Origin of the sequence: Tessaracoccus lapidicaptus, assembly GCF_001693815.1 — a bacterium.
GTDB lineage: Bacteria > Actinomycetota > Actinomycetes > Propionibacteriales > Propionibacteriaceae > Arachnia > Arachnia lapidicapta.
Genome location: NZ_MBQD01000021.1, coordinates 91,949 through 106,184 on the forward strand (window position 1 = coordinate 91,949; position 14,236 = coordinate 106,184).

Consider the following 14,236-nt stretch of genomic DNA (forward strand, 5'->3'; position numbering starts at 1 on the left):
GAGAGAAGGAAACATGCTGATCAAGGTCCTCGGCCCCGGCTGCAAGAACTGCCAGACCCTCGAGAAGAACGTGCGCGAGGCGCTGAGCCGCCTCGAGCTCGACGCCGACGTCGAGAAGGTCACCGAATACGCCGACATCATGGCGCACGGCGTCATGTCCACGCCCGGTCTCGTGATCGACGGCGACGTCGTCTCCTACGGCCGGGTCCCCAGCCCTGGCCAGATCGTGGAGCTGATCCAGTCCCGCTAGGGTCGGGGCATGCGTGGAGAGTACAAGGTCCCTGGCGGGAAGCTGGTCGCCGTCGACATCGAGACGGACGGCGGGCGAATAGCCCACGCCGCCGTCTCGGGTGATTTCTTCCTCGAACCGGACGAGGCCCTCGACGACATCAACGGGGCCCTGCTGGGGATGCCCGAGTCGTCGTCAGTGGCGGATCTCGCCGCGGCCATCACGGCGCGGCTCGACCCGTCGGCCACGCTCATCGGCTTCACCCCCGAGGCGGTGGGCATCGCCGTGCGGCGCGCGCTCGGGCACGCCTCGGACTGGTCGGATCACACGTTCGACGTGATCGGCCCGGTCTCGATGGACCCGCGCATGCACGTGGCCCTCGACGAGGTGATCGCCGCCCGGCTGGCGCGCGGCGAGATCAACCCGAGCCTGCGCATCTGGGAGTGGGACCAGCCGCTGGTGGTGATCGGCTCGTTCCAGTCCTACCGCAACGAGATCGACGACGACGGCCGCGCCCGCCACGGCATCAACGTCGTGCGGCGGATCACCGGCGGTGGCGCCATGTTCATGGAGCCCGGCAACTGCGTCACGTATTCGCTCGTGGTGCCGGCGTCGCTCGTCGAGGGGCTGAGCTTCGAGCGGTCCTACGAGTTCCTGGACCAGTGGGTGATGGGCGCGTTGGCCGAACTGGGCGTGAACGCCCGGTACGTGCCGCTCAACGACATAGCATCCGACAAGGGCAAGATCGCCGGCGCCGCCCAGCGCCGCGTGACCGGCGGCGTCGTCGTGCACCACGTGACGATGGCCTACGACATCGACGCCGACAAGATGCTGGAGGTGCTGCGGATCGGCCGCGAGAAGCTCTCCGACAAGGGCACCAAGTCCGCGAACAAGCGCGTGGATCCGCTGCGCTCGCAGACGCGGCTGCCCCGCGACGAGATCATCACCGCGTTCCTGGCGCACTTCGAGGGCCGCTACGCGACGCAGCGCCGCGGGTACACCGAGGACGAGCTCGCCGCCGCGCAGCACCTGGTCGAGACCAAGTTCAGCTCCGAGGAGTGGACCAAGCGGATTCCTTGATCGGGCGCGGGGATCGACGCCTGCGGCGTCGGCTTCGAGACTCGCCCGGGTGCTGCGCACCGGGCGCGACCTCAGCGAACGGGCTGGCGCGACCTCAGCGAACGATCGTCACTCGCCGGGCTGGCGCACCCCCACGGTGAGGATCAGGTTGGCGTACAGGCGCTGGTCCGCGCTCACGATCACCACCGAGACGTCGTCGGACTTCGCGACGTCGTAGAAGTCCCAGCGCGGGATCTCGACGAACTCCACACCCGGAAGGGCGGCACGGTACTCGTCGTGCGCCGGGATCGAAGCAGGCGCCTCCGCCCCGCTGGCGTCCGCCGCCGGGATCATGATGCCCGCCTGCTCGATCGGGATCGTCCGCTTCAGGACCTCGAGGATGTCGGACACCGTCAGCAGGCCGGGCGCGAGGTTGAGGTAGATGCGCTCAGCCGACGCCGGCGCCCCGGTCGACGCCGGGTAGTTGCCGTCGGTGATGAGCACCTTCGAGCTGTGGCCCGCGCGGCCCAGAGCGCCGAGCAACTGCGGGTGGGTCATGGGTCCGTAGAGCATGAATGGGTCCTTTCGAGTGGATCAGCTGCTGGCCCGGACGACCAGCGTGGGTGAGATGAGAGTGGACTCGGCAGCGTCTCCGGCCAGCAGTTGACTCAGCGCCGCCACCGCGACCTCGCCCACCGCGCGGAAGTCCTGTCGGATCGTCGTCAAGGGCGGCAGGAAGCTCTCCGAGCCCAGGGCGTCGTCGAACCCGACCACGCGCACGTCGCCGGGGACCGCCCGCCCGGCCAGCTGCAGCGTCGTCATGGCTCCCAGCGCCAGGTGGTCGTTGGCGGCGAAGATGCCGTCCACGTCGCGGGGCAGACGGGCGACGAGGGGGGCGGCCGCCGTCGAGTCCCAGGACCGGGCCGGCAGGATCAGCGGCGGGATGCCCGCGGCGGCGACGGCCTCGCGGTAACCGCTCAGCCGCTCCCGCGCATCGGTCCATTCCTCTGGACCTTCCAGGTGCGCGATCCGGGACGCCCCCCGCTCGAGCAGATGTTCGACGGCGAGGCGGGCACCTAGCCGGTGGTCGACGGCGACGCCCACGACGGCATCCGGGAGGTCGTGGGTCTGTCCCACGTAGACGGTCGGGAGCCGCGCCGCGACCGTGTGCACCCACGACCTCGGCTCGCCGCGACCGCCGAGCACGACGACGCCGTCGGCCCCGACCGGCACGAGCTGGTGCAAGGGCACCGTGCCGAGGTCCGCCCGGATCACCGAGGTAGAGATGTGCAGGTCGAGGGCGGCCAGGGCCTGGCAGACGGCGACGAACGTCGTGGCGTGTCCGTGCAGCAGCGGCACCGCGTCGATGATGTGCACCGAGCCGGTGCGGTTGGCCGACAGCGAGCGCGCCGCCATGTTGGGTTGGTAGTTCAGCTGCTCGATGGCCGCCAGCACCTTGAGCCGCGTCGCCTCAGCGACGACGTCCACCCCGCGCACGACACGCGAGGCGGTCTGCATCGACACCCCGGCCGCCTCCGCGATGTCGCGGAGATTGGCCCGTGGGCGGCGTCGGCTCATCGCTCCACCTCGTAGCGCACCGTCCTGGCCGAGGCCGCGATGACGCCGTTGCGCCCGGCCGGATCCAGGTGGCCCATGATCTCGAGCTGGGCGATGAGGGAGCCCAGCGACGACGCCTCGACCGGCCCGGCGATGACAGGCACCCCGACCGCGTCCGCCGTGAGGCGGCACAACAGGGCGTTGCGCGACCCGCCGCCCACCATGGTGAGCTCCGATGGCCGAGCGCCGGTGAGCGCCGCCAGCGCGTCGATGCCGCGGGCGTACCGGGCGGCCAGGGACTCGAGGATCACCCGCACCACCGCTCCCTCGTCGAGCTCGACCGGCCCGCCCTGCGCGGCCACCGCGGACGAGACCCGCCCGACCATGCCGCCGGGCTGCGCGAAGCCCGGCTCGTCCGGGTCGATGAGGATTCCCGTCGACGGCGCCGCCTCGGCCGCCCTGACCAGGTCGACGATGTCGTGGACGCCCCCGGTGGCCCGCCACTCACGCTGGCACTCCTGCAGGATCCACAGCCCGGTGATGTTGAACAGGGGGCGTAGTCCTCGGTCCGCCCGCGCCTCGTTGGTGAGCCCGAGGGCGTGGGCCTCGGCGCTGAGGAGGGGTTCGTCGCGGAGGACGCCGAGCACCGACCAGGATCCGCAGGAGAGGAAGAAGGTCTCCTCCCCCGGTCTCCGCTGCAGCGCGTGCACCGCGCAGGCCGTGTCGTGGGCTCCCGCGCGGACGACGGTGAGTTGTTCCAGCCCCGGGATCCGGCACGGCCCGACGACGGTGTGCTCGGCCGTGACGTCGCCGAACCAGGATCGCGGGATGCCCAGCGCCTCGAACACGTCGTCGTTGAATTCATGGGCCCCTGGGCGGCAGAGCGCCGACGTGGAGGCGTGGGACCTCGACCAGCCGGCCTCACCGGTGAGGAGGTAGGTGATGTAGTCGGGCAGCAGCAGCACCCGCGACACCTGCGCCGCCAGCTCCGGTTCCTCGGTGACGAGCGCGAAGAGCTGGTTGGCGGTGTTGATCGTCGCCGGGGCGATGCCGGTGGCCGCCCACACGGCGTCGTCGTCGAGCCGCGCGCGGAACGCGTCGAGCGTGCGGGCCGTTCGTTCGTCCCGGTAGGCGACGGCGGGTCCGACCCGGCGGCCGTCGGCCCCCAGCGTGACGGCATCGACGCCCCAGGTGTCGACGGAGACGCTGACGGCGTCGGGGAACCGCGCGACGGCTGCCTTCAGCCCGGCGGTCAGCTCGCGCTCGATCAGGTCGAGGTCCCAGGTGAGATGGCCGTGCGCGGACCCGGGTCCCGGCTCCTGGCGGGCCGCCTCGTGGGCGAACCGGTGGACTTCCACCTCCTCGATGACACCGTCGCTCAGCGTGCCGGCGATGATGCGCCCCGACGACGATCCGAGATCGACGGCCAACGCGGTCACGGGGCTCACAATGCTCCTTCAGGAAGTGTCGGCGACGGGGTGTTCGGCCCCGTCGCCCACCAGTATGGCGAGCGACGGGGCCAGTGCCTCGGGCTGGGGGGCTCCCGAGGGGTCAGGCGTACAACGGGCCGAACTGGGCGCAGGCGCGGTAGTCGGCGCCCTCGAGGTCGGCGGTGCCGAATCCGAGCCAGTTCTTCGGCCGGAAGATCCGGTCGCGGGACACGTTGTGCATGTTGACGGGGATGCGCAGCATGGCCGCCAGCGTGATGAGCTGGTGCCCGATGTGCCCGTAGGTGATGGCGCCGTGGTTGGCGCCCCAGGCGTTCATCACCTCGTACACCGAAGTGAACGCGCCCTCGCCCGTGAGGGTGGGCACGAACCAGGTCGTGGGCCACCCGGGATCGGTGCGCAGCTCGATGGTCTTGGCCACCTCGTCGGGCAGTTCGACGGTGTAGCCCTCGGCCAGCTGCATGACGGGACCCAGGCCGTCGATCCAGTTGATGCGCGTCATGGTGACGGGCACCTCGCCGGACGAGCGGAAGTGGGTGGAGAAGCCGCCGCCCCGGAAGTAGCCGGTGTTGGCGGGGTGGAAGGTCGTCGCCTCCAGCATCGCGGCGGTGTCGTCGTCAGTCAGCTCCCACCAGGGCTTGATGCAGGCGTTGCCGTCGGCGTCCTTCGCGGCGAGCGTGCCGTCGAGCGTCGTGGCGCCCGAGTTGCGCAGGTCGATGAAACCGCCGGCGGCCAGACCCTCCGGGCGGTATCCGGTCACGCGCTCCACCGCGTCGGCGCTCCAGTAGGTGCGCACGTCGGAGAAGATCTGCGCCCGGTTGGTCAGCAGGTAGTTCACCAGCATCGACGCGCCGTTGAGGTTGTCGTTCTCGGTGGCCATGATGAGCGGGGCGCGGGTGCCGTTCCAGTCGAACTGGGTGTTGAGCATCGTCTCCATGAGGTCACCGTTGGGCAGGAAGTCCGTCCACTGCCGCTGGCCCTGGAAGCCGGACACCAGCGCGCCGTGACCCAGCGCCTCCTCGGCGAAGCCCTTGTCCGCGAGCTTCGGGTTGCCGATCATGAGGTCGCGGCCGATGAGGACGAGCTTGGTGGAGTACGCCCACCAGTCCTCGTGCTTGTCGCCGTCGGCCTGCCAGTGCTCGGGGTTGAAGTCCTCGCCCTGGGCTAGGTTCTCCTTCACCCAGGCGTAGGCGCGCTCGTACTCCTCGTCGTCGTAGATGCCGAGCTGGACGCGGCGGTCGAGCTCGACCATGTCGACGTACTCGTTGCGCATGCCCAGCCAGTAGTTCCAGAACTCCTCCTTGACCACGCAGCCGGCGATGCCCATGGACACGCCGCCGATGGAGAGGTAACTCTTGCCGCGCAGCTGCGCGACGGCGAGACCGGCGGTCGCGTAGTCGAGGAGCCGCTGGCGGACGTCGTCGGGGATGGCGTCGTCGTCCGCGTCGCGGACCTCCTCGCCGTAGATGCCGAACGCGGGGATTCCCAGCTGGGCGTGCCCGGCCAGGGCGGCAGCCAGGTAGACGGCGCCGGGGCGCTCGGAGCCGTTGAAGCCCCAGATGGCGTGAGGCATGGTGCGATCCATGTCGATGGTCTCCGACCCGTACGCCCAACACGGGGTGACCGAGAGCGTCAGTCCGACGTTCTCCCGCTTGAACTTCTCCGCGGCGGCCTGCGCCTCCGGGACACGGCCGATCGTCGAGTCGGCGATGACCACCTGGACGGGCGAGCCGTCCGGGTAGCGCAGCTCGGCCTCGTAGAGCTCCTTGACTCGCAGAGCCATGTTCATGGTCTGGTCTTCGAGGCTCTCGCGAACGCCGTTGCGCCGCCCATCAATGATGGGTCGGATGCCGATCTTGGGGTAGTTGGACACGAATCACACCTTCTTCAACGCTGTTGGTTGTTCTTGCACTCACCGGACAGGTGAGGGGGTGGGCCCCTCGCGGGACCCACCCCAGTTCACTCACTCGTAGAGGTTCGCGGCGATCTCGGGATCGTCGATGTTGGTGGCGTCGTACCAGGCGAAGCCGGAGTCGATGACCTTCGGCAGCTCCTGGCCGTCGATGGCCTTGATGGCCGCCACGACGGTCTCGTAGCCCATCTTCACCGGCGACTGGGTGATGGCACCCGCCATGTCACCGTTGCGGATGGCGTCGAGCTGAGCCTTGCCCGAGTCGAAACCGACCACCACGACGTCGGCGCCGGACTCCACGGCGCCCTGCAGGGTGCCGATGGCCGAGGCCTCGTTGGAGCCGTAGATGCCCGCGATGTCGGGGTTGGCCTGGATGATGGCCTTGGCGGTGTTGGCGGCGAGGCCGACCTCGAACGCGTACTGCGGCTCAAGCAGCTTCACGTCGGGGGCGTTCTCCTGCATCCACTCCTGGAAGCCCTCACAGCGCTGCTTGCCGGTGGCAGAGGTCTGGTCGTGGCAGACCAGGCCGACGGTGCCCTCGTTGCCGATGAGCTCCGCCATGTTCTTGGCGGCCTCGGCGGCGGCGGCGCGGTTGTCGGTCGAGACCGTGGTCAGCGGGATGTCCGAGTCGACGCCGGAGTCGAAGGCGATGATCGGGATGTTCGCCGCCTGGATCTCCTCCAGGACCGGGCCGGCTGCGCCGGAGTCGAGTGCGGCGAAGCCGATGGCGGCCGGCTGCGACTGCAGGGCGGTGCGCAGCTGGTCGAGCTGCTGCGTGACGGCCTGCTCGTTCTCGGGGCCGACGAACTCGACCTTGTAGTTGAACTCCTCGCCGGCCTGCTCGGCGCCCTGCTTCACTGCCTGCCAGAAGCGGTGCTGGAAGCCCTTGCTCACGAGGTAGATGGTCTGGGTGCCGTCACCCATGGGGATATCGCCCTCGGCGGGGGCGGAGGACTCGGCGGGCGCCGACGATTCGGCCGGGGCCGAGGAGCTGGCGGAGGTCTCGGCCGGGGCCGGAGCCGACGACGTCGTGGTGGCCGAGGTGGAGCAGGCGGTGAGGCCCAGTGCGAGCACTGACGACATTGCCAGTGCGGAGCGCAACATGCGCATGGCGGTTTTCCTTTCGGTTGTGGGAGGACCGCCCTCCCGGATGGGGTGTGGTGGTGGGTGGACTAGACGGCCGACGCGCGCTGACGGCGCAGGATGTCGGCGTAGACGGCGAGCAGGACGACGATGCCGGTGACGACGAGCTGCCACTGCTGGGCGACGCCCATCATCTGCAGGCCGACGGTCAGCGTCATCATGAGCAGGGCGCCCATCATGGTGCCGACGATGTTGGCCCGGCCGCCCGACAGCGAGGTGCCGCCGATGACGACCGCCGCGATGACCTGCAGCTCCATGCCGAGGCCCTCGGCGGGCTGCACGAAGCCGAACCGGCCGGAGTAGAGGATGGCGCCGAAGGCGGTGAAGATGCCGGCGGTGACGTAGACGAGCGCCTTCCAGAACTTCACGTTGATGCCCGACAGGCGCGTCGCCTCCTCGTTGGAGCCGATGGCCAGCGCGTAGCGCCCGAGCAGCGTCTTGCCGAGGATGACAGCCGCGATGATGCCGAGGATGACGAAGATCAGCGCCGCGTTGGACAGGAACGGGATGATGCGGCCGTTCGAGATCGCCGAGTAGTCCGGGTTGGCGATCTTGATGCTGGAGGCGTTGGAGATGATGAGCGACAGTCCTCGCGTCACCATCATCATCGCCAGCGTCGCGATGAACGGCGGGATGTGCAGGTAGGCGATGAGCAGGCCGTTGACCAGGCCCATCACCGCGCCCACGATCAACACCAGCAGCAGGCCCAGCCCGAGCGGCAGGTTCATGAACTCCGCCGACATGAACACGCCCGCCATGACGGCCGAGAACGTCATACCGGTGCCGACAGAGAGGTCGATGCCGCCCGTGCCGATGACGAACGTCGCCCCGAGGGCCATGGTGCCGATCGCCGCGGCCTGCAGCAGGATGTTCGGGATCACGACACCCGCGCTGAAGTTCGGCGCGAAGATCATAAAGAACACGAACACCACGATCAGCGCGGCGAACACGAACAGCTGCTGGAGAGATGACCTGATGAACTGCTGCACCCGCGACTGCTCGGCGGGGGCGGCGTTGGTGGCGACGGTGCTCACGCTGCGTTTCCTTTCAACTGAGCCTTGCCGACGGTGGCGAGCTCCATGATGTTTTCCTGAGTGGCGTCCGCGTTGTCGAGGAAGCCGGTGATGTGCCCGTGCGCCATGACGGCGATGCGGTGGGACACGCGCAGCACCTCCGGCAGCTCGGACGAGATGACGATGATGGCCTTGCCCTGCGTCGACAACTGCTCGATGAGGTTGTAGATCTCCTCCTTGGCGCCGACATCGATGCCACGGGTGGGCTCGTCGAAGATGAGCACGTCACAGTTGCGCACCAGCCACTTGGCGATGACGACCTTCTGCTGATTGCCGCCCGACAGTTTGCCGAGCAGCTGATTGACACTCGGGGTCTTCACGCGGAGCTTCTGCGAGTACTCGGTGCCGACGGTCTTGATCTTGCCGTCGAGGATGAACCCGCCGATGTGGAAGTCCTTCATCGCCGCCATCGCGGTGTTCGCCTTGACGTCCTGGTCGAGGAGCACGCCGAACTGCTTGCGGTCCTCGGACAGATAGCCGATCCCCGAGCGCACGGCATCGGCCGCGTTGCGGATCGGGACCTTCTTGCCGTGCAGGAAGATCTCGCCGCCGGTGCGGGGGTCGGCGCCGAAGACGGCTCGCGCCACCTCGGTGCGGCCGGCACCCATGAGACCCGCGAACCCCAGGACCTCACCCTTGCGCACCTCGAACGAGACGTCACGCAGCAGCTTCTTGGTGTTGAGGCCCTGGACCTTGAGGACGACCTCGTCCGACTCCGGCATCGTGCGCGGGCGGGCGTCGCCCGAGACCTCGCGCCCGACCATCATCGAAATGATCTCGCGCATCTCGACTTCCTTGGTCACGACGGTGCCGATGTACTGGCCGTCACGCAGGACGGACACGCGGTCCGTGATCTCCTCGATCTCCGGCATGCGGTGCGAGATGTAGATCAGGCCCGTCTCCGGCGTGACGAAGTCGCGGATCATGCCGAACAGCGCATCGGTCTCCGCGAGGGTGAGCGCCGCCGTCGGCTCGTCCATGACGAGGATCCGCGAGTCGTAGGACAGCGCCCTGGCGATCTCCACCATCTGCTGGCGCGCCACCGACAGATCCCGGACGTACGCCTTGGGATTCAGGCGCATGCCGAGCCGGTCGAAGAGGTCCGCGGCCTGCGCGTTGAGCTTCGCGTCGTCGACGAACCCGGCCCGATGGCTCCCGGGACGGCCGAGGAACAGGTTCTGGGCCACCGTGAGGTCGGGCACCATGTTGAGTTCCTGATGGATGATGCTGAGTCCGAGGTCGCGGGCGTGGTTGGTGTTGCGCACCTCGACCTTCTTGCCCTGGAGCCAGATCTCGGCTCCGGGGTCCGGTGTGTAGATCCCGGTGAGGATCTTCATGAGGGTCGACTTGCCTGCGCCGTTCTCGCCGCAGAGGCCGAGCACCTCCCCCGCGTTGAGGTCGAGGTGGACATTACTCAGCGCCTTCACGCCGGGGAACGTCTTGGAGACGTTCTTCAGCTCTAGAAGTGTGGTCACGAGTACTCCTTCGTACGTGCTGAACGAGCCCTCCGGTGGCCCTCGTTCAGCAGCGATGTTAACGCTATCGCAAACCATCGCCCCTGCCTAGCGCCGTTATGCAACTGTGATGATGCGATACCCACGGGGGTATATGATTGGGCCCATGAACCTACGTATGACCCTGCTTGCCCTGGTGATGTCCGTCGCCGCCCTGCTGGGCCTGGCCGGCTGCTCGTCCAGCGAAACCGACGCCGCCCTGACCGCCATCGAGTCCGGCGCCACGGTGATCGACGTCCGCACGCCCGCCGAGTACGACAGCGGCCATGTCGACGGCGCGCTCAACATCGACGTCCAGGCCCCTGACTTCGCCGAGAAGGTGGGCGAACTGCCCAAGGACGAGACCTACGTCGTCTACTGCCGATCCGGCAACCGCTCCGCCGCGGCGATCGACATCATGGAGGACCTGGGCTTCACCGACCTCATCGACGGCGGTGCCTACTCCTCCCTCTCCTGACCCCTTAAGCGCGAACGTGGCCGGCCCCCGAAGGGACCGGCCACGTTTCGTGTAGCGGGAGAGACTCAGCTCACTTGGCGCCCATGGTGGTGCCGGCGGAGCGGAGGTTCTGGCATGCCTCGACGATGCGGGCGGCCATGCCGGCCTCGGCCAGCTTGCCCCAGGCGCGCGGGTCGTAGGCCTTCTTGTTGCCGACCTCGCCGTCGACCTTCAGCACGCCGTCGTAGTTGCGGAACATGTGCTCCACGACGGGGCGGGTGAAGGCGTACTGCGTGTCGGTGTCGATGTTCATCTTGATGACACCGAAGTCCACCGCGTCGGAGATCTCCTGCGGGGTGGAGCCCGAGCCACCGTGGAACACGAGGTCGAACGGCTTGTCCTTGCCGTACTTCGCGCCGACGGCGTCCTGGATCTCCTTGAGGACCTCGGGGCGCAGCTTGACGGCGCCCGGCTTGTACACGCCGTGCACGTTGCCGAAGGTCAGGGCCGTCATGTAGCGACCCTTCTCACCGAGCCCGAGCACCTCAGCGGTGCGCATGCCGTCCTCGATGGTGGTGTAGAGCTTGTCGTTGATCTCGGCGGAGACGCCGTCCTCTTCGCCGCCGACGACGCCGACCTCGATCTCGAGGATGATGTTGGCAGCCTTGGTGAGGGCGAGCAGCTCGTCAGCGATCTGCAGGTTCTCCTCCATGGGCACGGCCGAGCCGTCCCACATGTGCGACTGGAACAGGGGCAGCTCGCCGCGCTTCACGCGCTCGGCCGAGATGGCGAGCAGCGGACGCACGAAGGAGTCGAGCTTGTCCTTGGGGCAGTGGTCCGTGTGGAGCGCGATCTGCACGGAGTAGTTCTTGGCGACCTCCTGCGCGTACGCGGCGAGCGCGACGGCACCGGTGACCTTGTCCTTGATCGTCGAACCCGAGGCGTACTCGGCGCCGCCGGTCGAGACCTGGATGATGCCGTCAGAGCCAGCCTCCGCGAAACCCTGGATGGCAGCGGTCACGGTCTGCGACGAGGTGATGTTGATGGCGGGGTAGGCGAACTTGCCGGCCTTCGCCCGGTCGAGCATCTCGGCATAGACCTCGGGGGTTGCAATGGGCATGGATGCCTCTTTTCTGGGTCGAGACTTCAGGTGTGCCCAAGACTATCGCCTAGCCCTCCCCGGAGGGAGGGTGGGGTCCGCAGCGGTGGACCTCCCGCGGGCTCAGAGGACGCGGTCCAGGGCCGTGACGTCGAGGTGCACGCGGCCCAGGGAGTAGGCCCGCACCGCCGAGTCGATGACCGAGGCCGAGGCGTCGAGGAAGCTCAGCGGCACGCCGGCCACGCGCGCGCCGTCGACCTCCAGCGCGACGGCGGGGCCGGCCCCGAACCCGCCTCCGACCAGCCGCAGGGCGCTGACGTCGTCCCAGCGCACGCGCGGGTGCGGTGGCTCGACGAACTCGATGCCGTGCGGGTCGAGGTAGAAGGCCACGCCGTCGTGGATGCGGGCGAGGTCACGCTTGGCGCGCTGGAGCCCGACGACGGACAGGACGAGCCAGAACGCCGAGGACCCGACCCAGAGCACGACCATGGCGATGGTCCATTCGCGCGACCAGTCGCGGCCGATCGTCAGCACGAGCACCGCCAGGATGGCCAGCGAGATGACCGTCGAGATGATGCGCCAGCGCAGGGCCCCGCGCTTCTGCGCCACGCGGGCCGCCGTCGGCAGGGGGGTCAGGCCCACGGCGAATCGCTCTGGCTGCATGCCGCCCACGATAGCGGCCGCGGACTCAGCGCTGAGGAACGGAGACGTCGCGCGTTGATGCCCAGGGGCCGAGTAGCCGCAAGGTGTCGGCGTCGCGGGAACCCGGTGCCGCAGTCAGGACGGTCATTTGGGCGCCCGGTTGGCCGACGAGATCCAACCCGTCGAAGTGCAGTTCCATGTCGCCGACCGCATGGTGCCGATACCGCTTCGTTCCCGACTCGTGCTGCCAGACGTCGTGCTGACCCCAGAGACGCCGGAAGGTCTCGGAGCGGGTGGACAGTTCGCCGACCAGGTCCTGGAGCGCGCTGGCGTGGGGGTCGCGGCCGGCTTCGGTCCGCAGCATGGCGACATTGACGGCGGCAGCTTTCTCCCAGTCCGGGTAGAACGTCTGTGACCCCGGGTCGAGGAAGAGGTAGCGGGCGAAGTTCGGCGGACGTGAGCCGGCGTTGGCGATCATCTCGTCCATGAGCGCCCCACCCAACGCGTTCCACGCCAGGAGGTCGGTCCGCCCGTTGCCGATCATGGCGACGGCCGATGCCATGGAGTCGAGCACCCACTGGATGCTCGGCGAGGGGCGCCACCGGTCCAGAGGCCGCCCTCTGCGCCTCGGGGCTCCGTCGCCGGCCTGACGGGCCAGACGATGCAGGTGCTCACGCTCGGCGTCGTCCATGAGCAACGCCCGCGCCAAAGCGTCGAGGACGGCCGTCGACGCCCCCGCGATGGCGCCCCGCTCCAGCCGGGAGTAGTACTCGACGCTGACGCCGGCCAGCGTCGCCGCCTCGCTTCGCCGCAGGCCGGGGACCCGACGCCCTCCCATGCGCGGCAGTCCGACCATCTCCGGTTCCACTCGCGCCCTCCGCGACATCAGGAACTCGCGCACCTCAGACCGGTTGTCCATGTCGCCAGGGTAGGCCGGTCAGCACGGCGGAGGGATACCCTGCCAGGGCACGTCACACCCGGGACTCCCCCTTTCGCCTGCGCTCGCGTGCACTGGTAGGCATGAGCCGAATCACGATGTCCCTCCTGGCCATGGCCGTCACACTCGTCACGACGTCCTGCGCCGCCTTCCCGGAGGTGTCCGCCGTCCCGCAGTCGACAGTGAGGATCCATGCAGGATCCGACGTCGTCCTGCCGGGGACCCTGCGGTTCGCCGACCGCATGGGCACCGCCCACGTCGCCCCTCTCCCGGCTCCCCTCTCCCTCGATGAGGCTCGGCGGCTCACGGCTCCTGAGGCGGGGGATGTCGGCTACGCGCCTGAGGCGCAGGCGCTCGTCGTGTTCCTCCATGACCGTCGAGGCACGGGCGGCGAGGAACTCCTAGCCGTCGGGCGCGTGACCTCCGGCCTCGATGACCTCGCCGGCTGCGTGCAGGACTGCCTGGTTGCGCTTGTGCCTACGGTCAACGACTGAGGGGCGGCGTCGGCGCGGAGTGCTGGAGCGACCAGTGGTACATCGCGATGGCGGCGGCGGCCCCTGCGTTCATCGAGCGGGTCGAGCCGCGCTGCGTGATCGCGACGAGCCGCTCGCAGCCGGCGACCATGGCGTCGGTCAGGCCCGGGCCCTCGGACCCGAACACCAGGCAGCACCGCTCCGGCAGTCGGGCGGTCTCCAGCGGGACCGATCCTGGCAGGTTGTCCACCCCGATCGGCGTGAGCCCCTCCCCTGCCAGGTGGGCCAGAAGGGCGGCCTCGTCGTCGTGGTGGAGGACGTGGAGGTAGCGGTCGGTGACCATGGCGCCGCGGCGGTTCCATCGCCGGCGGCCCACGATGTGCACCGCCGCGACGTTGAAGGCGTTGGCGGTGCGGACGATGGACCCGATGTTGAAGTCGTGCTCCCAGTTCTGGATGGCCACGTGCAGCGGCACGCGCGTGCGATCCAGATCGGCGACGATCGCCTCCATCCGCCAGTAGCGGTAGCGGTCGACCACATTGCGGCGGTCGCCCTCGGCCAGCAGCGCCGGGTCCAGGCGGTCGTCGTCGGGCCACGGCTCGGGGTGCGGACCCACGCCGACGGTGGGCGCGGTGGGGTCGTCGACGGTCTCGGTCACAGGGCGAGCTTGCCCGCCCCGGCGCGCGGCGGCAACCGGGAGCGCGACAGCGCCCC

The 14,236-nt window shown here is 69.0% G+C and carries 15 protein-coding genes; 4 read left to right on the plus strand and 11 right to left on the minus strand.

The window, feature by feature from the left end; all coding sequences use genetic code 11:
- Nucleotides 1-13 precede the first annotated feature (13 nt).
- Together BCR15_RS07460 and lplAB are read left to right on the plus strand one after the other, a co-directional pair.
- Nucleotides 14-250 carry a thioredoxin family protein gene (locus BCR15_RS07460; protein ID WP_068751574.1) on the plus strand — a complete coding sequence of 79 codons (237 nt, stop codon included), beginning with the start codon at nt 14-16 and terminating at the stop codon, nt 248-250.
- Between the two features lie 9 nt (nt 251-259).
- Nucleotides 260-1,309 (plus strand): lipoate-protein ligase LplAB, encoded by a 1,050-nt coding sequence (lplAB, locus tag BCR15_RS07465; RefSeq protein WP_068751575.1) that lies wholly within the window; start codon nt 260-262, stop codon nt 1,307-1,309.
- A gap of 108 nt (nt 1,310-1,417) precedes the next feature.
- Here lplAB and BCR15_RS07470 read toward each other — a convergent pair whose 3' ends face one another.
- The 7 genes from BCR15_RS07470 to BCR15_RS07500 form a co-directional block, all read right to left on the minus strand.
- On the minus strand, nt 1,418-1,861 hold the full coding sequence (locus BCR15_RS07470; protein WP_068751576.1) for an RbsD/FucU family protein: 444 nt from the start codon (nt 1,859-1,861) through the stop codon (nt 1,418-1,420).
- A gap of 21 nt (nt 1,862-1,882) precedes the next feature.
- Nucleotides 1,883-2,866: a LacI family DNA-binding transcriptional regulator gene (locus tag BCR15_RS07475; RefSeq protein WP_068751577.1), complete on the minus strand. Its 984-nt coding sequence runs from the start codon at nt 2,864-2,866 to the stop codon at nt 1,883-1,885.
- A complete protein-coding gene (locus BCR15_RS07480; RefSeq protein ID WP_228383444.1) occupies nt 2,863-4,293 on the minus strand; it encodes a rhamnulokinase in 1,431 nt (476 codons plus the stop codon). The genes BCR15_RS07475 and BCR15_RS07480 overlap by 4 nt, the downstream gene beginning before the upstream one ends.
- 103 nt (nt 4,294-4,396) lie before the next feature.
- Nucleotides 4,397-6,166 (minus strand): L-fucose isomerase, encoded by a 1,770-nt coding sequence (locus BCR15_RS07485; protein WP_068751578.1) that lies wholly within the window; start codon nt 6,164-6,166, stop codon nt 4,397-4,399.
- Between the two features lie 90 nt (nt 6,167-6,256).
- Nucleotides 6,257-7,315, minus strand: coding sequence for an ABC transporter substrate-binding protein (locus BCR15_RS07490; RefSeq protein ID WP_068751579.1), 1,059 nt, complete (start codon nt 7,313-7,315; stop codon nt 6,257-6,259).
- Between the two features lie 62 nt (nt 7,316-7,377).
- Nucleotides 7,378-8,382, minus strand: a complete 1,005-nt coding sequence (locus tag BCR15_RS07495) for an ABC transporter permease (RefSeq protein WP_068751580.1) — start codon at nt 8,380-8,382, stop codon at nt 7,378-7,380.
- Nucleotides 8,379-9,896 carry a sugar ABC transporter ATP-binding protein gene (locus tag BCR15_RS07500; RefSeq protein ID WP_068751581.1) on the minus strand — a complete coding sequence of 506 codons (1,518 nt, stop codon included), beginning with the start codon at nt 9,894-9,896 and terminating at the stop codon, nt 8,379-8,381. The genes BCR15_RS07495 and BCR15_RS07500 overlap by 4 nt, the downstream gene beginning before the upstream one ends.
- A gap of 145 nt (nt 9,897-10,041) precedes the next feature.
- Between BCR15_RS07500 and BCR15_RS07505 the strand changes: the two genes are divergently transcribed.
- On the plus strand, nt 10,042-10,392 hold the full coding sequence (locus BCR15_RS07505; RefSeq protein WP_197971703.1) for a rhodanese-like domain-containing protein: 351 nt from the start codon (nt 10,042-10,044) through the stop codon (nt 10,390-10,392).
- A 70-nt stretch (nt 10,393-10,462) separates the two neighbouring features.
- On the opposite strand, the gene fbaA is transcribed toward BCR15_RS07505, so the two are convergent.
- From fbaA to BCR15_RS07520, 3 genes are all read right to left on the minus strand, one after another.
- Nucleotides 10,463-11,491 carry a class II fructose-bisphosphate aldolase gene (gene fbaA, locus BCR15_RS07510; protein ID WP_068751583.1) on the minus strand — a complete coding sequence of 343 codons (1,029 nt, stop codon included), beginning with the start codon at nt 11,489-11,491 and terminating at the stop codon, nt 10,463-10,465.
- Nucleotides 11,492-11,593: 102 nt separating this feature from the next.
- Complete coding sequence (locus BCR15_RS07515) at nt 11,594-12,133, minus strand: hypothetical protein (protein ID WP_068751584.1); 540 nt, start codon at nt 12,131-12,133, stop codon at nt 11,594-11,596.
- A 25-nt stretch (nt 12,134-12,158) separates the two neighbouring features.
- The gene (locus tag BCR15_RS07520; RefSeq protein ID WP_068751585.1) at nt 12,159-13,031 is read right to left on the minus strand and encodes a helix-turn-helix transcriptional regulator; all 873 of its coding nucleotides are present in this window, start codon (nt 13,029-13,031) and stop codon (nt 12,159-12,161) included.
- A gap of 101 nt (nt 13,032-13,132) precedes the next feature.
- Between BCR15_RS07520 and BCR15_RS07525 the strand changes: the two genes are divergently transcribed.
- On the plus strand, nt 13,133-13,543 hold the full coding sequence (locus BCR15_RS07525; protein ID WP_141680068.1) for a cyclophilin-like fold protein: 411 nt from the start codon (nt 13,133-13,135) through the stop codon (nt 13,541-13,543).
- On the opposite strand, the gene BCR15_RS07530 is transcribed toward BCR15_RS07525, so the two are convergent.
- Entirely contained in the window at nt 13,533-14,180 is a 648-nt protein-coding gene (locus BCR15_RS07530) for a TrmH family RNA methyltransferase (protein WP_068751587.1), read from the minus strand. The genes BCR15_RS07525 and BCR15_RS07530 overlap by 11 nt on opposite strands.
- Nucleotides 14,181-14,236 lie beyond the last annotated feature (56 nt).